We start from the raw sequence: 24810 nt of genomic DNA, 5'->3' as shown, positions 1-24810 counted from the left end.
ATTCTTCGTTAGTTACATTTTTCTCGCCGCCGCTTAACCAGCCTGTATGCGGGCTGACAGCGCGTGGCACTGTGGTGAAGAGGTTGCTGCCAGCTAATACGCAGCGGACTAACTATACTGATAGTACATTTCAGTAAAACCGGAGGAAAGATGACGATTCATAAGAAAGGTCAGGCACACTGGGAAGGCGATCTCAAACGCGGCAAAGGCACCGTTTCTACTGAAAGTGGCGCGCTGAAACAGCAGCCATACGGCTTTAACACCCGCTTTGAAGATCAGCCGGGCACCAACCCGGAAGAGCTGATTGGCGCAGCGCACGCTGCTTGCTTCTCAATGGCGCTCTCTATGATGCTGGGCCAGGCAGGCCATACGCCGCAGAGTATCGATACCACGGCGGATGTCTCGCTGGACAAACAGGGCGAAGGTTTCGCGATTACCAAAATCGCGCTCGACAGCAACATTAAACTGCCGGGCATCGATAACGCCGCCTTTGATGAGATTATCAACAAGGCAAAAGCGGGTTGCCCGGTTTCACAGGTGCTGAATGCCGAAATCACCCTGAATTATAAACTGGAAAACTAACGTTTTTTCCTGCCGCGCCTGCATCCGCAGCGCGGCTGTTTCACCTCGCTACGCTGATTACCTCCCTGTTTTTACCCGCTCGCAATAACCGCAAAAGCGCGTAGTTTTGCTCGTCATCAGCGCAGAGATCGCTATACTGCCCGCTTTGCATGCCGGAAGGGTAAGGAATCATCGCGATGATGAATAACGACGTACTGCGTAGCCTGCGCTACACGCTAAAACTCAACAACAATGACATGGTCGCGATCCTGGCGTTGGCCGATATGGCGATTCCCGTTGAGCAGATGGCCAGCTTTATGCTGAAAGAAGAGGAAGAGGGCTTTGCCGCCTGCCCGGACGTGCTGATGAGCGGCTTCCTGAACGGCCTGATTTACCACAAACGCGGCAAAGATGAGAGCATGCCGCCGCTGAAGGTTGAGCGCCGTATCACCAACAACATCATCCTTAAAAAGCTGCGTATCGCCTTTGCGCTGAAAACTGACGATATTCTGGCGATCCTGACGTCGCAGCAGTTCCGCGTCTCGATGCCGGAAATTACCGCCATTATGCGTGCGCCGGAGCATAAAAATTACCGCGAATGCGGCGATCAGTTTCTGCGTTATTTTCTGCGCGGCTTAACCGCTCGCCTGCGTCCAGCTACCGGCACCAAATAACACCACACCGATTATGACCTTCTCCGCCGCCTGGCGGGGAACGGTCCTCGCGCTATCCCGCCTCTTTACCTTTTACTGACTCTCTGCGATCGCCCGCCAGACAATTCCGTAATACGCATTTACATCCGGAATGAAAATGATTAAATTTCTCATTCTCACCATTAGCGACGAAATGATTTTTTACCTATGCATTTAATCGCTAAGCCGACATGGACGGATATCACGCCAGGCGTTCTGGCTCAGGGAAAACTGCCTTAAGCGTAGAGCTTCTGCAGATCGAGAACGCGCATACGGTCAGGCAAACGAAAAAAATAATATCTCTTGAAGGTAAACAATGTCTTTGATTTCAGTTAATAACAGGGAAAATCGCCTTGACGGCGTAGCCGCTAAACGGGCGTTAACGTCACTGGCAGCGCTGATCGCCATTGCGCTGTACGGCAACAACGCCTTTGCGGCGGCGCAGGAAAAAACGCTGGTGGTGGACGCCACCAGCGAAGAGACAGCGAACAGCGCCGAAAAGGATTACAGCGTGCCGGTTACCCAGGCGGGCACCAAAATGACCTTAACCGCGCGCGATATTCCGCAATCCGTCAGCATTGTCAGCAAGCAGCGCATGCAGGATCAGCAGATGCAGTCGCTGGGTGACGTATTAAAAAGCACTACCGGCGTAACGCAAAAAGTGGCCGATCTCGATCGCCAGACCTACTACTCACGCGGGTTTATGATTGATAACTACATGGTTGATGACATTCCAACCGTGTTTGAAGAGCGCTGGAACCTTAACGATTCCTCTTCCGATACCGCCATGTATGACCGTATCGAAGTGGTGCGCGGCGCAACCGGCCTGATGAGCGGCACCGGCAACCCGTCAGCGTCGGTGAATATGATCCGTAAGCACGCCGACAGCCGCGAGTTTGTTGGCAACGTCTCCGCCAGCTACGGCAGCTGGGACAAGCAGCGCTACGTGGTTGATCTCTCTGCGCCGTTAACCGAATCAGGCAACGTACGCGGACGCGTGGTCGCCGGTTATCAGGACAGAAACAGCTATATTGATAACTACAGCAACAACAGAAAATTCATTTATGGCGTGGTGGATGCGGATCTCACCGATTCCACCACCTTATCGGTGGGTTACGATTACCAGGAAGATAACGCCGACAGTCCGACCTGGGGCGGCTTACCGCGCTGGTATAGCGACGGCAGCCTGGTCAGCTACGATCGCAGCGACAATACCGCGCCTGACTGGGCCTATCGTAATACCGAGTCCCGACGCGTATTTGCCACGCTGAAGCAGCGCTTTGATAACGGCTGGCAGTTCACCCTGAACGGCACCCATGCGGAAACCAAACTCGACAGCAAGATGCTCTATCTTGATGGTTTCGTGGATAAAAACAGCGGGCTTTTAGTCAGCCCTTACGCAAGCTATCCAGGCTATGACGATCTCGTCGGCGGCACCGGCTATAACACCGGCACGCGCAAAGTGCATGCGCTTGACGCCTTCGCCAGCGGCCCTTATCAGCTGTTTGGTCGTCAGCATGAGCTGATGACGGGCGTAAGCTACAGCCGTCAAAACAACCGCTACCACAATGCCTACGATAACCTCTCACCGCAGGAAGCTGGCGATTACAACAACTGGAATAGCGGTTTCCCTGAAACCAACTGGGGCGCAATGACGCTGGCGCAGGCCGATACGGTGCACCAGAAATCAGCCTATCTGGCGACGCGTATTTCGCTGGCCGATCCGCTGAATCTGATTGTGGGCGCGCGCTACACCAAATGGAGCACCAGCACGGTGACCCAGGCGCTGGCGAAAAACCGCATTACGCCATATGCAGGTCTGGTGTATGACATCAACGATACCTGGTCCGCCTATGCCAGCTATACCTCGATCTTTAACCCGCAGACCAATCGCGATATCAACGGCAACTACCTGAATCCGGTCACCGGCAAAAACTATGAAACCGGATTAAAAGCGGACTGGCTGAACAGCCGCCTCACCACCTCAGTGGCGCTGTTCCGCATTGAGCAGGATAACGTTGCGCAGACGACCAATCAGATCATCCCAAACACCGCCAACGAGCAGGCTTATTACGCCGCGCAGGGCACGGTGAGCAAAGGCATTGAGTTTGAAGTTAACGGCGCGGTCACCGATAACCTGCAAATGACTTTCGGCGCCACGCGCTACGTCGCGGAAGATGGCGACGGCAAAGCGGTGAATCCGATGCTGCCGCGCACCAGCCTGAAGCTGTTTGCCGCTTATAACGTGCCTGCCTTAAAAGAGCTAACGCTGGGCGGCGGCGTTAACTGGCAGACGCATGTCTGGCAGGATGTTGCCGCGCCGCAGGGCAACGGCAACTGGCGGGCAGAGCAGGGCAGCTATGCGCTGGTGGATCTGTTTGGTCGCTACCAGTTCACCAAACAGTTCTCGGTGCAGGCGAACCTGAATAATCTGTTTGATAAATCCTACGATACCAGCGTGAGCCAGTATCAGGTTTACGGCGAGCCGCGTAACGTTTCCATTACCGCCAACTATAACTTCTGATCAACCTGATGGCTCCGTTCAGGAGCCATCGCTTTTCTGCTGCGCCTGAGCCAGGCCGCTTCTGGCTCAGGCGTGCGGCGGGTTATCCCTTTTGTGCCGCACCTCTCTGCACTGGCGACGGCTCAACGTGCATACTTCGTTATCCGACGAAGCATCGGTTCTGCGCCTGCGGCAAGCTGGTGTTCTCTGACAGAAGGAGCCGACCATGTTTGCCGTTATATTTGAAGCCGAACCTCATCCCTCGCAGCGTCAGCATTATCTGAGCCTGGCGGCGGAGCTTAAGCCGCTGCTCAGCCAGATTGACGGATTTATCGCTATCGAGCGTTTTCAAAGCCTGACCCAGCCGGAAAAAATATTATCGCTCTCCTGGTGGCGCGATGAAGAGGCGATCCGCGCCTGGCGATGTCAGGAAGCGCACGGTGCGGCCCAGCAGGCGGGGCGCGATCATATTTTTAGCCATTACCGGCTACGCGTTGCGGCGGTGATCCGTGATTACGGTAACCGCGATCGCGCTCAGGCGCCGCAGCCAAAGGGAGCAACAGATAATGGCGTTTGATTTCGCAACGCTGCTGCTGGCTGGCGTTACTTTTTTGCTGGCGGGGCTGGTGAAGGGCGTGACCGGCATGGGGCTGCCGACGGTGGCGATGGGGGTGCTGGGATCGCTGCTTTCACCGGCCATTGCCGCTGCGATGATGCTATTGCCTTCTTTTATTACCAATATTTTTCAGCTGAGCGGCGGCGGCCACTGTGGCGCGCTGCTCCGGCGGCTGTGGCCGATGCAGCTGGCGATCGTTAGCGCTACGCTGCTGAGCTGCGGGTGGCTGGCCAACGGTCACAGCGCTTATACGCAGCTGGCGCTGGGCGCGGCGCTGATGGTTTACGCGCTCTGGACGCTGAGCGGGCGCAGCCTGGTTATTGCGCCACGGCATGAATCCGTTTTATCGCTGCCGATAGGCATCCTGACCGGAATGTTGACTGGCGCAACCGGCGTGTTTGTGATGCCCGCCGTGCCCTGGCTACAGGCGCTGGGGCTGGAAAAGGATCAGCTGGTCCAGGCGCTGGGGATCTCGTTTACCAGCTCCACGCTTGCCCTTGCCGTCGGGCTGTGGTGGCATGGCGCATTGCCCTCCGTTTCTTTGGGCGTTTCAGGATTAGCGGTGATCCCGGCGCTGATCGGGCTGTTTATCGGGCAGCGGCTGCGCAGGGTTATCTCGCCGCCGGTGTTTAAACGTTACTTTTTAATCTGTCTGCTTGCGCTGGGCCTGGAGATGGTGGTGCGGGCCATCTGAAGGTAACGTATCAGCATTCGTTTTCCGGTTAATGGCAAAAGGTGAAGCAACATGGCATTACGCAGCGAAAAAAACGCCGAGGCGCAGGAGATTTGTCCGCCGGAAGATCTGCTGGCGGCGACGGCGGCCATCATGGCGGATAAGTCACGCGCCCGTATGCTGTGCGTATTGATGGACGGGCGCGCCTGGACGGCAACAGAACTGAGCGCTGCGGCAGATATTTCACCTTCTACCGCCAGCGCCCATCTGGCGAAGCTTACCGCGCAACGGTTTGTGGTTTGTCTGGCGCAGGGACGGCATCGCTATTATCGCTTAAGCAGCGCAGCAGTGGCCGACCTGCTGGAACGGCTGATGGAGATCGCCTGGGCCGGACACGCCGCGCCGCGCATTACCACGCCCGAGCATCTGCGCCGCGCCCGCACCTGTTACGATCATCTGGCGGGGGAGGTGGCGGTAACTCTCTATCAGCGGCTAACCGAGCGTGGCTGGTTAACCGGGGAGGGCAGCGGCCTGAGCGCGCAGGGCGGCATAGCGCTGGCGGCGTTAGGCATTGCGGTGCCGTCCGCTGGCATACGCAGAAAATTCAGCTGCGCCTGCCTGGACTGGAGCGAGCGGCGTTACCATCTCGGCGGGGCGCTGGGTGCCGCCCTGCTCAGCGGGTTTGAGCAGCTGCGCTGGATGGAAAAGGATATCGGCAGCCGCTGCATCCATATCACCGCCAAAGGCGCGAAAGGGCTGAAGCAGCATTTCGACATTCAGCCTGTTTAGCGATCAGGCTTTGACGCAGGTGAACTCAGCGAATCGCTGCTTTATCCGGTGGCCCACCGCTTAATTGCGCAATGCGATGCGATGTGGCCTATTGAAGGCTATTTTTCAACTCCGCCTCCAGAAAGGTTAAAAACTGCCGGTTGATTTCGCTGCGCTGCCGATGCTGCGGATAGACGGCATATAAACCCAGCGGCGCGGGCCAAAAATCATCCAGCAGGGTCACCAGCGCGCCGCGCGCCAGCGCAGGCGCGACGATAAACTCTGGCAGCAGCACCAGCCCCATCCCCGCCACGGCGGCATCGCGCAGCATTTCGCCGTTGTTGCTGATCACCGGGCCGCGCACTTCAAACAGTTTGCTTTTGCCTTGCACGCAAAGCTCCCAGCCGGTTTGGCCTTCTCGCCCGTAGCGTAAGCAGGCGTGACTGCGCAGATCGTCCGGCGAGCGCGGCGGCGAGGTGCGTTGCAGATAGGCAGGGCTGGCGCAAATCACGCGCTTCAGTTCGCCCAGGCGGCGGGCGATCAGCGTCGAATCCGCCAGCGTGCCGATACGAATCGCCATATCAAAGCCTTCGCCGATTACATCCACATAGCGATCGGCCAGCTCGGTTTGCAGCTGCACGGCGGGATGCTGCTGCAGAAACTGCGCCAGCAGCGGCGAAAGATAGCTCATGCCAAACGACATCGGCATGCTGATACGCAACGAGCCGTTCAGCGTTTGCTGCCCGCCTGAGACCGCCTGCTCCGCCTCATGAATATCATCCAGAATTCGCTGCGCGTGACCGGCGAACCGCTGTCCGGCTTCGGTCACCGACAGACGACGCGTGTTGCGCATCAGCAGCCGGGCGTTGAGCGAAGCCTCTAACGCCGCCATGCGACGGCTAACGTACTGTTTGGATAACAACAGCTGTTCGGCCGCTGCGGTGAAGCTGCCAGCCTTTACCACAGCGATAAAAATACGGAGATCTTCTATCTGCATATTGTCCACTAATTTGTGACAGTGATTGCCATTTCAGCGCATTGTTGAGCAAACAGGTTTACATGTAAGCTTCTTTCATCGCAAGGGCAAACACATTCACCGCATATAATTAAGGAACGCATCATGATTGAACAACGTCTGTCAGAACAACGTGGCCAGGGTAATCACGGCTGGCTGAATTCACATCATACTTTTTCGTTCGCTAACTACTGGGATCCTAAACAGACCGGCTTCTCCGATCTGCTGGTGATCAATGACGATCAGGTAGCGCCTTCTCGCGGTTTCGGCAGCCACGCCCACAGCAATATGGAGATTATCTCTTATGTGCTGGAAGGTGCGCTGGCGCATAAAGATTCGATGGGAACGGGCTCGGTGATTGTTCCCGGCGATGTTCAGCTGATGAGCGCAGGCTCTGGCGTAACCCACAGCGAGTTCAATCATGCTGACAACGAGTATGTTCACTTTCTGCAAATCTGGGTGGTGCCGTCAGAAAACGGAACCGAGCCGGGTTATCAGCAGATGTCGGTGCCGGAAGCGGATAAGCGCGGCAGGCTGCGTCTGATTATTTCACCTAATGGTGAAGCGGATTCTCTACGTATCCGTCAGGATGTGAAAATTTATGCCGGTCTGTTTAGCGGTAATGAGCAGGCTACCATTACGCTGGATGAAAACCGTTACGCCTATATTCACGTTGCACGCGGCAGCGTGATGGTGAACGGCATCGCCTTTAACGCAGGCGACGGCGCACGGGTACGTGATGAAAGAACGCTGACCTTTAGCGGCGGCGATGACGCAGAAGTGCTGTTTTTTGATTTGCGTCCGCTGGAAGTGAACCACCCAACGCGCTAACGCACGGAGAAAAGGGGATGCCGAAGCATCCCCTTTTTTTACTTAATGCGATTGCAGGAAAGTCAGCAGATCTTCATTCAACCGATCCTGATGCGTCACCGCGAAACCGTGCGGGCCGTTGTCATACACCTTCAGCTCGGCATTGGCGATCATCTCTGCCGCAACCTTGCCGGTGGTTTCAAACGGCACCACCTGATCGTTGCTGCCGTGAATCACCAGCGTCGGTACATCAATTTTCGCCATGTCCGGACGGAAATCGGTTTGCGAGAACGCGGTAACGCAGTCCAGCGTGCCTTTCAGCGAAGCCAGCAGCGCGATATTTAACGTCTGCGTCAGCACGCCTTCAGAAACCGTCTGCCCGGCATTGGTGCCGTAAAAAGTCGCGGCGAAATCGCTAATAAACTGTGCGCGATCTTTCAGTAAACCTTCACGAATACCGGCGAAAACGCTTAAATCAACGCCCTGTGGGTAATCTTCCGCTTTACCGAAAATCGGCGTTACCGCGCCCAGCAGCGCCAGACCCGCCACGCGCGCCGTGCCGTAACGGCCGATATAACGCGCTACATCGCCGCCGCCCATGGAAAAGCCCACCAGCGTCACGTCATGCAGATCGAGGCTGGTAATTAAATCGTTAATATCAGAGGCGAACGTATCGTAATCGTAACCCTGCCACGGCTGCTCTGAACGGCCAAAGCCGCGACGATCAAAAGCGATAACGCGATAGCCGCGCTCGGCAAGGAAATTGAGCTGGCTGTCCCACATATCCGCATCCAGCGGCCAGCCGTGGCTGAACAGAACCGGTTTGCCGGTGCCCCAGTCTTTGTAATAAATCTGGGTGCCATCCTGTGTTGTGAAAGTACTCATAGCTATCCTCATTTTGATTATTTAACAAAAATGGACTTCATCATTTGCCCGGTGCGACAAGATAACGAACGGTTGGCGGCTGTTCACCGCGATGAAAAGCCTGAACGCGCTGCTGGATCTTCAGGTCATTCATCGTATGGCGTTCATGCTGCCGGAGATGTTCAATCCATGAACCCACTACAAAGGTTTCGACAAAAATACCAGGCTGCTGCGCATCTTCATAAACCGACCAGCTCAGCGCGCCGCCGCGCCGACGTACCCGGCGTATCTCCTGAATACAGACGGTAAAGGCGTGCGCGTCCTCAGGATCAATATAATATTCAACGTTTACCATCACCGGGCCGCGCTGGTGGGCGATGGCGATCTCCTGCAACGATTCCGCCGCGCCGCTGATCTCCAGATTCAGATCGGGATCTTTATTTAAGCGCCAGCGCAGGCCGGTAACGCAGGCCAGCAACATGCCTGCCGTCGCCACGCAGAGCGAAACCTGAATCGAGAAATGTGACGCCAGCTGGCCCCAGATCGCGCTTCCGAGCGTCATCGCGCCGAAGAAAAAAGTCAGATAAACCGCCAGCGCCCGTGCTTTCACCCACTTCGCCGCGCTGCGCTGCGCGCCGAGGTTAAGCGTGGAAAGCACCGCTATCCACGCGAAACCGGTAAAAAACTCAAACGCGTTCAGCAGCCAGAAGTGGCGCACAAAAGCCAGCGCCAGCATGGTCACGGCAAACAGCAGGCTGGCCAGCAGCATCAGACGATCGGCATCGAAACGCTGACGCAGACGCGGCAACAGCACCGCGCCGCAAATCGCGCCGAGGCCGATACAGGCCAGCATAATGCCGTAGCCGCCGGGACCAAGTCCCAGCTCGCGCCGCGCCACCAGCGGCAGCAATGCCCAGCCCGCGCTGGCGAACAGGAAAAACGCTACGGTGCGCACCAGCACATTGCGCAGCACCGGCGCGGCATGCACATAGCGCAGCCCGGCACGTACCGCCGGGAAAAAATGCTCCGGCGGCAGGCGCTGAACGGAAGGCTCCGCGCGCCAGCGATAGAGCACCCACGCCACGCCAAGCACCGACAGCGCGTTCAGCATAAACACCATCCACGGCCCCGCCAGCGACAGGATAACCCCGCCCAGCGCAGGCCCGATGGCGCGGCTGATATTAATGCCCAGCGAGTTAAGGGCAATGGCGGAACCCAGCTCGCTTTTCTTCACCAGGTCGGGCACGATGGCCTGAAACGGCGGCGAACTCATCGCCGCGCCGGTACTCAGCAGAAACGCGGCGATCAGCAGGATCGCGGGCGTCACCTGGCCGGTAAGCGACAGCATGGTCAAACCGGCGGCGGCAATAAACGTCCACAGCTGGGAAAACAGCAGATATTTCCGCCGGTCGACAATATCCGCCATCACGCCGGAGGGCAGGGCGAACAGAAACATCGGCAGGCTGCTGGCCGCCTGCACCAGCGCCACCGACAGCGGATCGGCGCTGAGCGTCAGCATGCTCCAGTTGACGCCGATATCGTTCATCCATGAACCGATATTCGACACCACCGTCGCGATCCACAGCATACGGAATACCGGCTGGCGCAGCGGCTGCCAGGAAGAGGCATGCTGCGCGGGCGCGGCGGCCTGCGCGGTTAGCGCGTGAACATCATTAACCTGCGCCATCGCAGAACTCCTTATGGCTGCGCATCAAAAGGCGAAGCAGCTACAGCCGAGCGCGCCCCAGAAGGCGTTATCGTCTGAAACCGGAATCGAAGATTGTCGCGCCGTATCGTGCTGATGGCTGTGTACGCCGCACGGGCCGCTACAGTGATGCACGGCAGACATCGTGCCGACGCGGTTGGCCTGCGGCGGCGCGCTGCGATAATGTCCCGCGACGTTCACCACCGGCGACCAGTCCGGCAGTACCGGAATCGATGGCGGCGCTTCAGCGCTGAAACCGCCAGCCGCATAAACAATCTTGCCGTCTACCACCGTCAGCACCGATTCGATGCCTTTGATCTCCTCGACTGGCACGCGGAAATAATCTTTGCTCAGCACCGCCAGGTCAGCCAGCTGACCCGCTTTGATCTGGCCTTTTTTCCCCTGCTCGTTGGAGAACCAGGCGCTGCCCTGCGTCCAGAGCATCAGCGCGGTGTCGCGGTCGAGCCGGGCGTTAACGTCATACATCTGCATGCCGCCAACGGTGCGGCCGGAAACCAGCCAGTAGAGCGCGGTCCAGGGGTTATAGCTGGCAACGCGCGTGGCATCGGTGCCCAGGCCAACCGGCACGCCGGTTTCCAGCATTCGCGCCACCGGCGGGGTATGGCGGGTGGCTTCGATGCCGTAGCGCTCGGCGAAATATTCACCCTGAAACGCCATGCGATGCTGTACCGCGATGCCGCCGCCCAGCGCTTTAATACGATCGATATTCGCCTGGGTCACCGTTTCCGCATGGTCAAAGAACCAGTGCAGGCCGTTGAATGGAATATCGCGATCGACCCGTTCGAAAACGTCCAGCATCCGGCTAATGGATTCGTTATAGGTGGCGTGCAGGCGGAAAGGCCAGCGATGCTCCACCAGGTGACGCACCACGCGCTCCAGCTCATCTTCCATTCCCGGCGCCAGGTCAGGGCGCGGCTCCAGAAAATCTTCAAAATCGGCGGCGGAGAACACCAGCATCTCGCCAGCGCCGTTATGGCGGAAGAAATCGCTGCCCTGGCCCGGCGTCAGCATATCGGTCCATTTTTCAAAATCTTCCAGCTCGTGGCCGGGGCGTTGGGTAAACAGGTTATAGGCGATGCGGATGGTCATCTGCTGTTTTTGATGCAGCTCGGCGATCACCTGATAATCTTCCGGGTAGTTCTGGAAGCCGCCGCCCGCATCGATGGCGCTGGTCAGGCCAAGGCGATTCAGCTCGCGCATAAACTGGCGCGTCGAGTTCACCTGCTGTTCCAGCGGCAACGTTGGGCCTTTCGCCAGCGTGGCGTACAGGATCATCGCGTTGGGACGGGCAATCAGCATGCCGGTTGGGTTGCCGTTGCTGTCGCGCTGGATCTCGCCGCCCGGCGGATTCGGCGTCTCTTTGGTATAGCCCACGGCTCTGAGCGCCGCGCGGTTAAGCAGGGCGCGATCGTACAGATGCAGAATAAATACCGGGGTATCGGGCGCGGCTTCGTTGATCTCATCCAGCGTCGGCATGCGGCGTTCGGCGAACTGAAATTCAGTCCAGCCGCCGACCACGCGCACCCACTGCGGCGACGGCGTACGCAGCGCCTGCTCTTTCAGCATCCGCAGCGCATCGGCCAGCGAAGGCACGCCTTCCCAGCGCAGCTCCAGGTTGTAGTTCAGCCCGCCGCGAATCAAATGCAGGTGGGAATCGTTCAGGCCGGGGATCGCCGTTTGCCCCTGTAAATCGATAACTTTGCTGCCTTCGGCGTGATGCTCCATCACTTCGGCGGCGCTACCCACCGCAAGAAATTTGCCGTCACGAATGGCAACCGCCTCAGCGACCGGCTGTTCGCGGTCGATGGTATGAAATTTACCGTTAATTAAAATCAGATCTGCTTTACCGAGCGGGACCATAGATCCTCCTGTCTGAAACGTCCGGCAAAGGCGAAAAACCGCCGGACAAAAGGGCGCGCTGCTCAGGCAGAGCAGTACACGGAAGTTGCCAGGATTATGGTCGGCTGTGGAAAGCAGCGTCTATTATACGAACGTATAGTTATACACAGAGATAATAGCCCGCCCCGCCAACCCCTCTTACTATTCACTCCGACAGCGCAGCTCAGCCTTCTATCTGATGACTGTACCGGCTGTCAGCACGTTTTCCGCATGCCGTTGCGCGGACTCTTTTACTTAAACCTCAAATGGGTATTCTCATGACCAACGCTAAGCTTGAAGTTCTGACGCCTGAAAACAGCCAGCTGATTTTTATTGATCAACAGCCGCAAATGGCATTCGGCGTCCAGTCCATCGACCGCCAGGTATTGAAAAACAACGTTGTGGGCCTGGCGAAAGCGGCCAAAGTCTTTAACATTCCCACCACCATCACCACGGTGGAAACCGAGAGTTTTTCCGGTAATACCTTCCCGGAGCTGCTGGACGTGTTCCCGGAGCATGACATTCTGGAACGTACCTCAATGAACTCCTGGGACGACCAGAAAGTCCGCGATGCGCTGGCGAAAAACGGCAAGAAAAAGGTGGTGGTCGCCGGTCTGTGGACCGAAGTGTGCAACAACACCTTTGCCCTGTGCGCCATGCTGGAAGGCGACTACGAAATCTATATGGTGGCGGATGCCTCAGGCGGCACCTCGAAAGACGCGCACGACTTCTCTATGCAGCGCATGATCCAGGCGGGCGTAGTGCCGGTGACCTGGCAGCAGGTGATGCTGGAGTGGCAGCGTGACTGGGCGCATAAAGAGACCTACAACGCCGTGATGGATATCGTTAAAGAGCACTCCGGCGCTTACGGCATGGGCGTGGATTACGCCTACACCATGGTGCATAAAACCCCAGCTCGCGCAAAAGGCGCGCATCGCACGCTGGCACCGGCTCCGGCCAACAAATAATTGCCCGCAGGCTGGCCCTGTTCGGCCAGCCGCAGCAACGATAAAAGGGAGAAACATCATGACCGCAGGGCTGCTCTCCCTGGGCGCAGGCGTGGTTATTGGTTTGCTCTATGCACTGCTGAAAGTGCGATCCCCGGCTCCGCCCGCCATTGCGCTGGTGGGGCTGTTGGGCATGCTGATTGGCGGCTGGCTGACCAGCGCGGCGCTGGAGGCTTACGCCGCTCACGACGTCACGCAGGCGACGTCGCTCTATACGCGCACGGGCTGATTATGTTGAAATCTTATCTTGTTTCGCTGGCGACCGGCCTGCTGGCCGGTGTCATCTACAGCGCAATGCATGTTCAGTCGCCAGCGCCGCCGATTATCGCTCTGCTGGGGCTGTTCGGCATGCTGGTTGGCGAGCAGCTTATTCCGGTATGCCGACGGCTTATGCAGCGTCAACCGGTCACACTGGCATGGTTTCGTCATGAATGCGTGCCTAAAATCAGCGGCACTCCTCCTCCTGAAGGCGAAAGCAAACCTTAAGAAAGAGCGCCACTCACGTTCGCGTGAATTCAGACAGGGGATCACCGCATGAGGCTGTCACCGTGCATTGTCATTGTTGACGATGAACCTTCCGTGCGCAGCGGGCTATGCAATTTATTGCAGTCGGACGGTTACGAAACCGAGGCGTTTGAATCTGCGGAGGCGTTTCTGCAGGATGACAACGCGCGGGCCGACGCGGCGCTGCTTATTCTGGATGTCAAACTAAAGGGCATGAGCGGTCTGGAGCTTTATCGTCAGCTGATTGCGCAAACCACTCCGCCGCCGGTGATTTTTATCTCCGGTCACGGCGATGAAAACATGCTGTGGTACGCCATTAACCTCGGCGCGGTCACCTTTTTACGTAAACCGATTAACGTGGATACGCTGCTGGATTATATTCGTCGTGAACTCTCTGCCCGCGAGGAGCGCCGATGAGCGAGAAACTTTCCGACGCCGGAAAAATGATGGACGCCGAAGTTTTCGCCTTAAGCGATGACATTATTTTCACGCCGCTGGCGCAGGAAGGCCCGATTGCCTGGACGCTTTGCCAGCCGCTGCATGGCGCGGACCCCTTTATCATCGCCAGCGCGGCCAGCGAAGAGAGCGCGTTTCAGGCGATCCCGCTGCTGAAAAATGAGTTTTCGCTGCGCGCGCAGCTCACCCATGACTGGGCGGTAATGCCGATCGGCGCGACGCTGCATCACGGTCGTTACGCGTTGGTCTACGCCTCTTTTGCTTTTAAAACGCTGGCGCGAGTCAGAATCAGCGCGATTGCCGATTTTTTAGCGCAGGCGGTGCGCCTCTGTCAGCCGCTGCGGCAGATGCACGCGCTGGGATTGATTCATAACGATATCAAGCCGGGCAACTTTTTTATCGATCCCGACGGCGAATGGCGGTTGGGCGGATTTGGCCTCACCGTCACCGCTGAAAGCGCTGCGCAGACGCGCCTGAATGTCTCCGGCGGGACGCTGGCCTATATGTCGCCGGAACACACCACGCGCACCCGTGACGCGGTGGACAGCCGCAGCGATCTCTACAGCCTGGGTATTGTGCTCTATGAGCTGCTGACCGGCTCGCTGCCTTTTGATCTCAGCGAAGGCGGGCAGGCGGAGTGGGCGCATCACCATATCGCCTCTGCGCCCCGGCCGCCTCATCAGCTGTGCGCCGCGATCCCGCCAATGCTTTCCGTGATTATTTTGCGCCTGCTGGAAAAATCGCCCGCCAATCGTTACCAGACCGTGAGCGGACTTATCGCCGATCTGCGCCGCTGCCAGGCGACCCTTTCGCCACAGCAAGAGATCGCGGCGTTTACGCCAGGACTACAGGATCGCGTTCCCGCCCGCTGGCTGACGGATAACCTTTATCTACATCATCCGCAGGAAGGGCAACTGCTGGCCGCTTTTGAGCGGGTTGCCGCGGTGAACCGTTCCGCGCTGGCTATCGTTAGCGGGCCGCAGGGTAGCGGTAAATCCTCGTTAATCGCCTCAGCGTTAAAAAAAATTCAGCATAAACCGGCGCTGCTCGCCGTCGGCAAGGCCGATCAATATTCGCCGGTGCTGCCCTATGCGGCGATCGCCGCCGCCTTTCGCTCGCTGACGCTTTACCTGCTCGGTCTGGGCGCGGTTGAAGTCAGCGGGTGGAAAATGCGACTGCGTCAGGCGCTGGGAAGCCATGTCGGGCTGGCGGTGAATCTGGTGCCGGAGCTGGGGCTGCTGCTGGCAAGCAAGCCGCTGTTGCCTGCCGATATGCACTCTGCCGATGCGCGCCTGCGTTTTAATCAGATGGCGCACTGCCTGGTGACGGCGTTTGCCACGCCGGGGCGTCCGCTGGTGCTGATTATCGATGATATTCACTGGCTCGATCAGGCCAGTTTACAGCTGCTGGAGTATCTGGCGGAAAACAGCGCGGCGCTGCCGCTGCTGATGGTGATGTCGCACTGCGATGCGGAAAGCGGCGCTGAGCCACAGCTGACGGGACTGCGCGCCGCCGCCGGTCACCTGGTGGAAATCAGGCCGCAGCCGCTCGGCGTTAAAGCGATAGCGCGCTGGCTGGCCGAGCTGTTTCAAACGCGCGCCGCAGGCCTGAGCGAGCTGGCGGCGCTTATCCATGAGAAAACCGGCGGCAATCCGCTGTTTGTCCATGAATTTTTTCGCCGTATCGTGCAGGATGGCCTGGTTATCCACCATCCGCAGCACGGCAAATGGCATTACGACCTGGCGGCGATTCGGGCGCGTAACTATACCGAAAACGTTACCAGCCTGATGCTTCAGCAGCTGGCTGAACTGCCGTTGCCGACGCGCAAGCTGCTCGGCTGTTTCGCCAGCGTCGGCGGCAGCGGCAAGCTGGCGCTGCTCAGCCAGCTACAGAATATTTCGCTCAACTGCCTGCGGGAACAGCTCCAGCCCGCCATCGCCGCGCGCCTGATTACCCTTGCCGGAGATGAGTATGCGTTTACGCACGATCGCCTGCATAAGGCGGCGCAGGCGCTGCTGGAGCCGGAAGAGATTTGTCGGCTTAACGTTGCCGCCGCCCGTCAGCTAACCGATACGCTAAGCCAACACGATAACAACGACACGCTGTTTCTGGCGGTGCACCATATTACCTGCGCCATCGACGATCTGCGTACTACCCCGGATCGCGATCGCTATCGCGCCGTTTGCTGTCGCGCCGCGCAACGCGCTAAAAGCACCGGTGATTACGCTTCGGCGGTGCGCTATCTGCGCACGGCGAAAACACTACAGCCGGATGCGCCGCAGCCCGCATCGGATGACGCCTTTATGCTCGACTTCCAGCAGGCGGAGTGCGAATTTTTACAGGGCAACCTGCCTGCGACGCTGACGCTCTGTAACCAGCTAATGAGTATGCCCGGCAGCCGCGAGCAAAAAGCGCTGGCGGCCGGTATGCTGGCGGAAGTGCATATGCGCCAGTCGAATATGGCGCTGGCGCTGGAGACCGCGCTGGCCTGGCTGGCGGTGTTTGGTATCCATCTGAGCCGCGATACCGACGATCGACAATGCCTGGCGGCGCGTCAGGCGCTTGAGGCGCGCATCGGCGGCGATCTTGCTCTATTTCGCACGTTACCGATGGTGGAAGATGGCGAAGCAGAAGCCATTATGAACCTGATGATCAGCGCCAGCATGTTCGCCGCGTTCGCCAGCCCGCGCCTGCATTTTTTAATACTCTGTCAGGTGCTGGAGATGACGCTCGATCGCGGGCTGTGCGGCGCATCCACCACCGCGCTCGGCTGGTATGGCGTGCTGCTGGGGCGGCGTTACGATGCTTATCCGCAGGGCCTGCAATACAGCCTGCTGGGATGCGATCTGGTGATGCAGCATCCGTTTCATCGCTTTCGCGGGCGCACGCTGCTGGCGCTGGATCTCGCCAGCGCCTGGGTAGAGCCGCTGAGTCAAACCGTGGCGCATGCCAAAAACTGCTTCACCGTCGCGGTCGATCACGGCGATCTGACCGTCGCCTGTTTTATTATTCGTCACCAAACCATGAATTTTCTCACGCGCGGCGATCACCTGGACGGCATGCTGACCACCCTTGAACGCGGGCTGAGCTTTATTCGTAAGCTGCGCTTTCCCGATGTCGAGGTGCTGCTGCTGATCCAGCGGCTGTATGTGACGCATCTGCGTAATCCCTCGTCGGCGCACTTTAGCGGCGAGGAAGTGCTTCCTGATGCGCTGATCGCCCCAGAGAATGGTCGCGCGCCGATTGCGCTGACGCGCTTTTGGTTCTGGCTGTATCGCGGCATGTCCCATTTCCTGGCGGGCGAATATCCACAGGCCAGCCGTGCGCTTGCCGAGGCTGGCGCGCTGACCTATGCGGTGCCGGGCTATCTGCATCTGCTGGATTATCACTTTTACAGCGCGTTGACGCTGACGCTGCCGCTGACGCCAGAAACGTTCAGCAGCGCGCACCGCCAGGCACTGCTGACGCACTATGAAACCATTAATCAGTGGGCGCAGCATAATCCTGCCACCTTTGCCGATAAGGCCGCGCTGATTGCCGCGGAGCTGGCGCGCCTGGAGCAGCGTAATGGGCAGGCCGTCGAGCAGTATGAAACGGCGATCCGGCTCTCCGGCGAGGCGGAGTTTCATCCGATTAACGGGCTGGCACACGAGCTGGCCGGCCATTTTGCCAAAGCCTGCGGCTGGCAGGTGGCGTCAGACGCCTATTTCAAAGGGGCATTTGCCGCCTGGCGCCGATGGGGAGCGCTGGCTAAACTGCGGCAGCTGGAGCGGCTCTGGCCGCATCTGGCGCCATCGGTGCAGAGCACGCCTTACGACACCATCGCCTTTGCCCAGAATGAGGCGATCCGCGATCTGGAGAGCGTGCTGCGCGCGGTACGCGCCATGACGGAAGAGATCAACCTTGATCGGTTGATCAATATTCTGATGACGATGCTGCTGGAGCGTGCGGGCGCGCAGCGCGGGCTGCTGATCCGCATTCTGGATAACCATCTGCCGGAAATCCAGGCATGGGCGGAAACCACTTCCGATGGCGTGAAGGTGCGTATCGTCAAAGAACGACCAACGGCAACCAATATGCCGCTGTCGGTGCTGGCCGCCGTGATGCGTACCGGCCAGGAGATTCGCACCGGCAAGCCGGAAACCTTCAGCCCGTTCAGCCAGGACGCCTATCTGGTCACCTCCGGCGCGGCGGTGATGTGCGTGCCGATGTACAAGCAGGCAAGAATGGTCGGCGTGCTTTATCTGGAAAACCGTCTGATGCCGGATATTTTTACCGCCGAGCATTCGCGTATCGTCAGGATGCTGGCGGCGCAGGCGGCGGTATCGCTGGAAACGGCGCGGCTGTATGCCGAACTGCTGGAAGAGAATATTCAGCGCGGGCGGATAGAGAAAGAGCTGCGCGCCAGTCAGACGTCGCTGATGCTGGGCGAAAAGATCAGTAACACCGGCACCTGGCGCTGGGAGCTAAAGCAGGATTTGATGTCCGTTTCCGACGAGTACGCCCGGATCCTCGGCCTGCCGGCCAGCCAGCACACGCTTTCGATGGTGGATTTTTTACAGCGGGTACATCCGGAAGATCATCCGCGCATCAGCGCGCTGGTCACGGCAAGCGTCCACAACGGCGTTTCCATGCGCGCCGAGTTCCGTATTTTCCGTTCGGACGGCAGCTGTCGCTATATTTTGGGTGTCGGCAATCCGGTCGGCGAGGGCTGCGATATCGATGAATATTTCGGCACCATTACCGACGTCACCGCCCGACGGCAGTCGGAAGATGCGGTGCGCGTGGCGCAGGCGGATCTGGCGCGCGTCTCGCGTGCAACCACCGTCGGGCAGCTTACCGCCTCGATTGCGCATGAAATTAATCAGCCGCTGATGTCGATTGTCGCCAATGCGGGCGCCAGCCTGCGCTGGCTAAGCCGCGAACCGGCCATGTTAAGCAACGCGCGCAGCAGTCTGGAAGAGATCATCAGCGAAGGGGAGCGGGCGGGAAATATTATTCGCGGCCTGCAGGCGTTAACCCGCAATCAAACCTCAGGCTACGCCCGCGTCAACTTACATCATCTGGTGTGGCACATTATGGCACTTTCGCGCAGCGAGCTGGAGCGGCGGCAGATTGTGCTGGAGTATGCGCTCAAGGCGGAAGCGGCGTTTATTTATGGCGACAGCGTGCAGATCCAGCAGGTGCTGCTGAATCTGGTGATGAACGCCATTGACGCGATGTCAGATATTCACCAGCGCGCGCGCGTGCTCACCGTGAGTTCTGAAAACCCGACGGCAGGGAAGATCCGGCTGGAGATTGCTGACACCGGCATTGGCCTCTGCCCGGAGGTAAAAGCGCGGCTGTTTGATTCGTTTTACACCACGAAAGCGCAGGGCATGGGAATGGGGCTGACCATCAGCTATGGCATTATTGAAAAACATCGCGGCGAGCTCACCGCCGAATGTCGCCAGCCGTACGGCAGTTTGTTTACCTTTACGCTGCCGACCGAGAGCGAGAGCGAGAACTGAACGCCGGATGATGCCGCCAGCAGGCTAGCGGCTGCCGGTTTTCACAATATTCAGGCGCTCGGCGGCTCTGACTAAATCGGTCAGCGAGCGTACCGCCATCTTCTCCATCACCCGGCGCTTATGCACCTTAGCGGTGATTTCGCTGACGCCCAGCGCCGTGGCGATCTGCTTGTTCAGCAGCCCGCCAATCGCCAGCTGCAATACTTCGCGTTCGCGCGGCGTCAGGGATTCATAGCGGGTGCTTAGCGCCTGCTTTTCCCGCGATGCGGCAAGATTCTTTTCCGCCAGCTTAAGCGCATCGGCGACTGCCTGCAGCAGCAGGCGCGGAACGGCGGGCTTGGTCATAAACTCATACGCGCCCGCTTTCATCGCTTTTACCGTCAGCGGAATGGTGCCGTAGCCGGTAAGGAAAATCGTCGGGATCAGATAACCCAGCTGGGTCAGCGCGTCGGTAACGTCAAACCCGTTCGCCTCCGGCATATTCATATCAAGGATCAAACAGCCCGGCGTTGGGCTAAAAGGGTGAGCCAGAAAAGTTTGTGCAGAAGCGAAAGCGGCCACCTGATAATCCTCAGCCGTCAGCAGGCTAACCAGGGATTGCCGAACCGAATGATCATCGTCAACCACATACACAATAGAATCCATGATTAGCCTCTGTCATCAGGGGGAATAGTGCTGTATCGCTAACCACACTAGTTATATTAATTACAGCAATATGATGGCAACTTTTTTGCAACGAGTCTGGATGTTATCACAATAGTTATCATTATCATCTATGAAAAACCATCATAACCATGATTAGCTAAGTGCATGATGAAAAAAGAATATTTTTTGCACTATCGGTACAAGGCGCACCCGTCATTAGCGCAAACATTGTGCGTTTGTGGCCTGTGCCAAGTCGCTAAGAGGGTGAAAATTGATCATCACGGCTTATCCGTTTTTGTGATGAAACGGGTTTAATTGATCTGCCGCAAGTTCAGTCTTTTCTGACTCTGCCACAGTATGCCGCAGACGTGTTAAAACCTCGGCAAGGGTAGGGAAATAAGATGACATTGAAAATGAGTTTAACCGGACTGATGCTGGTGTGGTTGGTTTACGTAGGTTGGATGGTCAGTTATTACAGCAGCACCTTCAGCCTGTTCCAGCACTGAGATGATAACGGCCTGCGCAAAGCGGGCCGTTTTGCGCTGTAAGCATGCTCTCAGGAAATTAACGCCAGACAGGGAAGCTCGGTAGATTAATCGGCCCCCAGGGGCTGCCATGGTTTATATAATCAATTTTTATATCGGCAGGGATGGTGATTGTTTGTCTTGCGTTATCATACCCTTTGGCACCCAAGTAGCCACCTATAACAGAGCCATAAAGTCCGCCGTTCGGTATTTTTGATGCGTTTCCTAAAATTCCCCCGATAAGCGTTCCTACCGCCTGAGGTGTGTCCCTGCCTCCGGAAACAGATTTGATTTCTTCATATCCTAATAATTTCATTTTTTATCTCCTTGAAAAGTATATTTTTGTGGCTATAAATATCACGGTTGTTATAGCTGCATAACATACCTTCTTAAGCGTATTTTCAAAATAACCGTGATGAAGGTATTCAGGCAAAATATGCATTGCAGTAAAAAAAATAAAATATAAAAAAAAGGAAATGATTAAATTTTTTTTCATTACGCATCTCAGGTTAATGTTTTTTTATATGTACATTATGTTTTTATTGGGATCAATATGTTTTTAAAGTCAGTTTTTTGCTTTTGGTTAATTATTATTTAAATGAATTTATTTGACTGGTTTATTGCCGGAAGTTTTCTGTTTACGGTTATATTAATCGTCTCCTTGACGAACGATATTGCTTTAAACGTATTTTCTGCTATTTTTTTTCGCCGCTATTAATTTTTCATTGCACTATTTTCAGTATACAAAAATAAAATTGGGTTTGGTGCGGGCCATCTATTACTGGAGTTAGTTGGTACTGAAGCTGATGCAACACCGCTTACTCCTATCCCTTTCTCTGCTCCTGGATCAAGATCGATCTGTAAAAAAAACAGGCAAAAAATACCTGTACAGCTTTCGATTTTTTGTATAGCTTAGGCTGCATCAACTTAGCTTATTTTATAATCTGACCACGAGGGCGCCAATGATGCAGCAGCAACGATGGACACCTAAAACCGATAAAGCACTTGCTCAGCGTTTTGAAATGGCAGATATGGATATCCCTACTCAGCAGGAAACGCTGGGGCAGATTGTCGCTGATATTTTACGGGCGGGACAAACGGTAAATCGCAAGGCGATTTGCGCCAGGCTGCTAACCAAGCTGGATGGCGCCGCCAGCAAGGAAATGGAAAAGCATTACCATGCACTGCTGGCTCTGGCGCTGGGAAGAGAGTAACTCCCTGCTTGATGACGCTCTCCGGCTTGGTTTGTTGACATTAATAATCTGTATTTACGTTATGTATACCCGCAGTAAAACTCTCCTGATTCTGGCGTAGCTGTTGCCGCAAAGAACAGCTACGCCTGGAAAGCGCATCCGGTTATTCCGCTTCGTCTGAATGATCGGTTTCCTTTAACATCAGCACAGGAGAGAGTTTGGATAAAGAAGATTTTAAGAATGTGCATGTAGCCCTTGGCGAAGCGGTGATGTCCATTCTGGACAGTCAGAGTGCTTTAAGTAATCACGCCATCATGGATAAATTACAGCAGCTTGCGGAACACGAAAGCGATGAAGAAAAAGTCATGGCTTACTGGGAAGCAAGAAAAGCATTCAGACATATTCCGCAGTCAGTGACGGGGCTCCGTCGAAAAGACGCCGACAACACTGACGCTAAAACAGTCAAAATCCCACAGCACCGCTTCGGATTCAGAAGAGCGCGAAGTGAGAATCGTGAGGAGAATGACTAGATAAGATACCGGCAGGCTGCAAAGCAGCCTGTCGGTATCTTTGTTACCCGATCTGTTTATTCCTGCCCGCCAGCGGCGCGATCACCATCTGCAATACTGTCATTCCCAGCAGCGCCAGCAGCGCGCTATTCCAGCTGGCAAAAATTTCATGCAGCCAGCCAAACGCCAGCGGACCCAGCGCCGCCAGCCCATAGCCTACGCACTGCGCCATTCCGGAAAGCTGGGAAGCCTGCTGATGATTGGCGGCTCTGAGGCTGAACAGCGCCAGACAGGTTACCATTGATGCGCCCGCGCCCAGCCCGGCGCTGATCAGCCAGAGCGCCGCCAGCTGCGGCGCCAGCAGCAGCCCGGCGAGGCCGATAAAAATAGCCAGCGACGCGACAAAACCAATCAGCCGCTGATCGCGCTGTTTTTTCAGCGCCGCCATGCAGCCAAGGTTGGCGGCAACCGCAATCACTTGATAGAGAAACAGCAGCCAGCCTGCCGTTAGCTGGCTAAAGCCATGCGCCTGCGCATAGGGCGTAAACCAGGCGATCAGGGTATAAAACACCATCGACTGCAACGCCATAAACAGTGAAACCTGCCAGCCGAGGGGCGATTTCCACGGCGAGGTTAACCGCACGGTGTTGGCGCTATGCGGCTGCGGGCGCGGCGTGCGGGCGTATTTAAGCGGCGGCAGCCAGGCCACCAGCGCAATCAGCGCGGGCACCAGCCAGATGCCCAACGATAAGATCCATCCCGCCGACGTCGCCTGCGCCAGCGGAACGGCGGTGCCGGAAGCCAGGCTGGCGGTAATCGCCATCGTTGAGGCGTAAAGGCCAATATATTTTGCCGTATGTTCCGTGAAGTCGCGTTTAATCAGCGGCGGCAGCAGCACGTTGGCGATGGCGATACCCGCGCTGAGCGTCAGCGTACCCAGCCAAAGACCGCTCTCATAGCCCATAATGCGCCACAGCGATCCCAGCGCAATCAGCCAGACCGCGGCCCATAGCGCTTTTTCCAGCCCCAGCCGACTGCCCAGCCAGGAGGCGCAGGGTGCCAGCACGGCAAACATGCCCAGTGGAATAAAGTTCAACAGGCCCGCTTCAGAGGCGCTCAGGTTAAATGTCCGGCTGATATTTTCCAGCACCGGGCCGGTAACGGTAATCGGGGTACGTAAATTGGCTGCGGTTATCAGCAATACAAACAGGAAAAAAAACGGGGAGGGGGATATCGACGATCGCATAATACCTACGCACAAAAAGCAGAAAATCTGCTGATAGTGCGTTGGTTAACGTTAACGCTTACGCAACAGGGCGCGGCCCTGATGTCTGCGCGCCATACTATCCAACCGCATCGAGGCTGTAAAGCGGCGGCATCGCTGACCAGGCCAACAGAGATACCTGACTGGCTAAAAAACAGATAAGGTAAATAGCGGGACTGGCAAATTGTCAGACGATTTAACGAGCTGGACGGAATGCCAAATGCCAAAATCCGTAAGCAACGACTGGATAAACTTGCAGCGCGACCATGAAACCGGCATCGAAAGCGTGCATGCCCATTTTTACGGCCATGCTTACGATCCGCACGACCATGACGAGATGCTGGTGGGCGTGACGCAAACGGGGCTACAGCGTTTTCACTGTCATCGTACGCTGCATACCAGCAGTCCAGGCCGGGTGATCCTGATTGAGCCGGGCGCGGTACACGATGGTCACGCACCGCATGAGGAAGGCTTTGCTTATACCATGCTCTATCTGCCGCAGGCGTGGCTGACCACTATGCTGCAGCGCCGCAGCGCAGGCGATATTTCCACGTTACAGGCCGCTTTTCAGCATACGCTGACCGACGATCCGTTACTCAATCACGCTATTTCGCAGGCCTTTCACGCCATACATTTTCATGAAGGCAAACTGGCGCGCGACCAAAGCCTGGATAGATTGATCGATCTGCTTTCACGCCACCTTTCCCTTCGTCCCGCGCTGGAATTGGGCGAGTCGTTTAACCAGATGTGTCGGGTGCGGGATTATATGCATGACGGTATGGCAATGGATATCGGTCTTGACGAGTTGGCAAACTATGCTGGTATCGATCGCTTTCGTTTGACCCGTCAGTTTCAAAAAGCGTTTGGTCAGTCGCCCCACGCTTATCTGGTGCGGCTACGGTTGCGTACCGCCCGGATGCTGCTGGTGCAAGGGTTCCATCCCGCCGAAGCCGCCGCGCAGGTCGGTTTTGCCGATCAAAGCCATTTTGGCCGCTGGTTCCGGCGCGCTTATCGCATTACGCCAGCTGAATATCAGCACCAATGCACAAACGTTCTATACGCGCGTAGCCCCTCTCTTTGATGATGGCCTCT

Annotated in this window: 22 protein-coding genes; 15 read left to right on the top strand and 7 right to left on the bottom strand. The window is 56.8% G+C overall.

What is annotated here, in order from left to right:
- The first annotated feature begins 150 nt into the window (after window positions 1-150).
- From J2X14_RS20445 to J2X14_RS20420, 6 genes are all read left to right on the top strand, one after another.
- On the top strand, window positions 151-582 hold the full coding sequence (locus J2X14_RS20445) for an OsmC family protein (RefSeq protein WP_249892025.1): 432 nt from the start codon (window positions 151-153) through the stop codon (window positions 580-582).
- 176 nt (window positions 583-758) lie between these two features.
- Window positions 759-1235 (top strand): YehS family protein, encoded by a 477-nt coding sequence (locus J2X14_RS20440; protein ID WP_352412979.1) that lies wholly within the window; start codon window positions 759-761, stop codon window positions 1233-1235.
- Window positions 1236-1569: 334 nt separating this feature from the next.
- Window positions 1570-3777: a ferric-rhodotorulic acid/ferric-coprogen receptor FhuE gene (fhuE, locus tag J2X14_RS20435; protein WP_352412978.1), complete on the top strand. Its 2208-nt coding sequence runs from the start codon at window positions 1570-1572 to the stop codon at window positions 3775-3777.
- A 205-nt stretch (window positions 3778-3982) separates the two neighbouring features.
- Window positions 3983-4333, top strand: a complete 351-nt coding sequence (locus tag J2X14_RS20430; protein ID WP_352412977.1) for an antibiotic biosynthesis monooxygenase family protein — start codon at window positions 3983-3985, stop codon at window positions 4331-4333.
- Window positions 4323-5066, top strand: a complete 744-nt coding sequence (locus J2X14_RS20425) for a sulfite exporter TauE/SafE family protein (protein ID WP_352412976.1) — start codon at window positions 4323-4325, stop codon at window positions 5064-5066. The genes J2X14_RS20430 and J2X14_RS20425 overlap by 11 nt, the downstream gene beginning before the upstream one ends.
- Window positions 5067-5117: 51 nt before the next feature.
- Complete coding sequence (locus tag J2X14_RS20420; RefSeq protein ID WP_352412975.1) at window positions 5118-5834, top strand: ArsR/SmtB family transcription factor; 717 nt, start codon at window positions 5118-5120, stop codon at window positions 5832-5834.
- Between the two features lie 88 nt (window positions 5835-5922).
- Here J2X14_RS20420 and J2X14_RS20415 read toward each other — a convergent pair whose 3' ends face one another.
- Window positions 5923-6810, bottom strand: a complete 888-nt coding sequence (locus tag J2X14_RS20415) for a LysR family transcriptional regulator (RefSeq protein ID WP_352412974.1) — start codon at window positions 6808-6810, stop codon at window positions 5923-5925.
- A 123-nt stretch (window positions 6811-6933) separates the two neighbouring features.
- Between J2X14_RS20415 and J2X14_RS20410 the strand changes: the two genes are divergently transcribed.
- The gene (locus J2X14_RS20410) at window positions 6934-7659 is read left to right on the top strand and encodes a pirin family protein (RefSeq protein ID WP_352412973.1); all 726 of its coding nucleotides are present in this window, start codon (window positions 6934-6936) and stop codon (window positions 7657-7659) included.
- A gap of 42 nt (window positions 7660-7701) precedes the next feature.
- On the opposite strand, the gene J2X14_RS20405 is transcribed toward J2X14_RS20410, so the two are convergent.
- From J2X14_RS20405 to J2X14_RS20395, 3 genes are read right to left on the bottom strand one after another with little or no spacing between them, the layout of a single operon-like run.
- Window positions 7702-8523 (bottom strand): alpha/beta fold hydrolase, encoded by an 822-nt coding sequence (locus J2X14_RS20405; RefSeq protein WP_352412972.1) that lies wholly within the window; start codon window positions 8521-8523, stop codon window positions 7702-7704.
- A gap of 40 nt (window positions 8524-8563) precedes the next feature.
- Complete coding sequence (locus J2X14_RS20400; RefSeq protein ID WP_352412971.1) at window positions 8564-10189, bottom strand: MFS transporter; 1626 nt, start codon at window positions 10187-10189, stop codon at window positions 8564-8566.
- 24 nt (window positions 10190-10213) lie between these two features.
- The gene (locus tag J2X14_RS20395; protein ID WP_352412970.1) at window positions 10214-12088 is read right to left on the bottom strand and encodes an amidohydrolase; all 1875 of its coding nucleotides are present in this window, start codon (window positions 12086-12088) and stop codon (window positions 10214-10216) included.
- A 296-nt stretch (window positions 12089-12384) separates the two neighbouring features.
- Between J2X14_RS20395 and J2X14_RS20390 the strand changes: the two genes are divergently transcribed.
- Genes J2X14_RS20390 through J2X14_RS20370 form a run of 5 tightly spaced genes read left to right on the top strand, consistent with a single transcriptional unit; the run spans window position 12385 to window position 19583 of the window.
- Window positions 12385-13074, top strand: a complete 690-nt coding sequence (locus tag J2X14_RS20390) for a hydrolase (protein ID WP_352412969.1) — start codon at window positions 12385-12387, stop codon at window positions 13072-13074.
- A gap of 58 nt (window positions 13075-13132) precedes the next feature.
- Complete coding sequence (locus tag J2X14_RS20385) at window positions 13133-13342, top strand: DUF1427 family protein (protein ID WP_352412968.1); 210 nt, start codon at window positions 13133-13135, stop codon at window positions 13340-13342.
- Between the two features lie 2 nt (window positions 13343-13344).
- Complete coding sequence (locus tag J2X14_RS20380) at window positions 13345-13599, top strand: XapX domain-containing protein (RefSeq protein WP_352412967.1); 255 nt, start codon at window positions 13345-13347, stop codon at window positions 13597-13599.
- A 48-nt stretch (window positions 13600-13647) separates the two neighbouring features.
- Window positions 13648-14034 (top strand): response regulator transcription factor, encoded by a 387-nt coding sequence (locus J2X14_RS20375; RefSeq protein WP_352412966.1) that lies wholly within the window; start codon window positions 13648-13650, stop codon window positions 14032-14034.
- Complete coding sequence (locus tag J2X14_RS20370) at window positions 14031-19583, top strand: AAA family ATPase (RefSeq protein WP_352412965.1); 5553 nt, start codon at window positions 14031-14033, stop codon at window positions 19581-19583. The genes J2X14_RS20375 and J2X14_RS20370 overlap by 4 nt, the downstream gene beginning before the upstream one ends.
- A gap of 24 nt (window positions 19584-19607) precedes the next feature.
- On the opposite strand, the gene J2X14_RS20365 is transcribed toward J2X14_RS20370, so the two are convergent.
- Together J2X14_RS20365 and J2X14_RS20360 are read right to left on the bottom strand one after the other, a co-directional pair.
- Window positions 19608-20228 carry a response regulator transcription factor gene (locus J2X14_RS20365; protein ID WP_352412964.1) on the bottom strand — a complete coding sequence of 207 codons (621 nt, stop codon included), beginning with the start codon at window positions 20226-20228 and terminating at the stop codon, window positions 19608-19610.
- 564 nt (window positions 20229-20792) lie between these two features.
- The gene (locus tag J2X14_RS20360; protein WP_352412963.1) at window positions 20793-21068 is read right to left on the bottom strand and encodes a hypothetical protein; all 276 of its coding nucleotides are present in this window, start codon (window positions 21066-21068) and stop codon (window positions 20793-20795) included.
- Between the two features lie 649 nt (window positions 21069-21717).
- Here J2X14_RS20360 and ycgZ point away from each other — a divergent pair.
- Window positions 21718-21966 (top strand): regulatory protein YcgZ, encoded by a 249-nt coding sequence (gene ycgZ / locus J2X14_RS20355; protein WP_352413006.1) that lies wholly within the window; start codon window positions 21718-21720, stop codon window positions 21964-21966.
- 197 nt (window positions 21967-22163) lie between these two features.
- On the top strand, window positions 22164-22475 hold the full coding sequence (locus J2X14_RS20350; RefSeq protein WP_352412962.1) for a hypothetical protein: 312 nt from the start codon (window positions 22164-22166) through the stop codon (window positions 22473-22475).
- A 43-nt stretch (window positions 22476-22518) separates the two neighbouring features.
- Here J2X14_RS20350 and J2X14_RS20345 read toward each other — a convergent pair whose 3' ends face one another.
- Window positions 22519-23700, bottom strand: a complete 1182-nt coding sequence (locus J2X14_RS20345) for a CynX/NimT family MFS transporter (protein WP_352412961.1) — start codon at window positions 23698-23700, stop codon at window positions 22519-22521.
- Window positions 23701-23938: 238 nt separating this feature from the next.
- Here J2X14_RS20345 and J2X14_RS20340 point away from each other — a divergent pair, with 238 nt between their 5' ends.
- On the top strand, window positions 23939-24799 hold the full coding sequence (locus J2X14_RS20340; RefSeq protein ID WP_352412960.1) for an AraC family transcriptional regulator: 861 nt from the start codon (window positions 23939-23941) through the stop codon (window positions 24797-24799).
- Window positions 24800-24810 lie beyond the last annotated feature (11 nt).

The organism is Mixta sp. BE291, assembly GCF_031457955.1.
Taxonomy (GTDB): domain Bacteria; phylum Pseudomonadota; class Gammaproteobacteria; order Enterobacterales; family Enterobacteriaceae; genus Mixta.
Note: the sequence above shows the minus strand (reverse complement) of the source record. Positions and strands in the feature narration are given on the sequence as shown.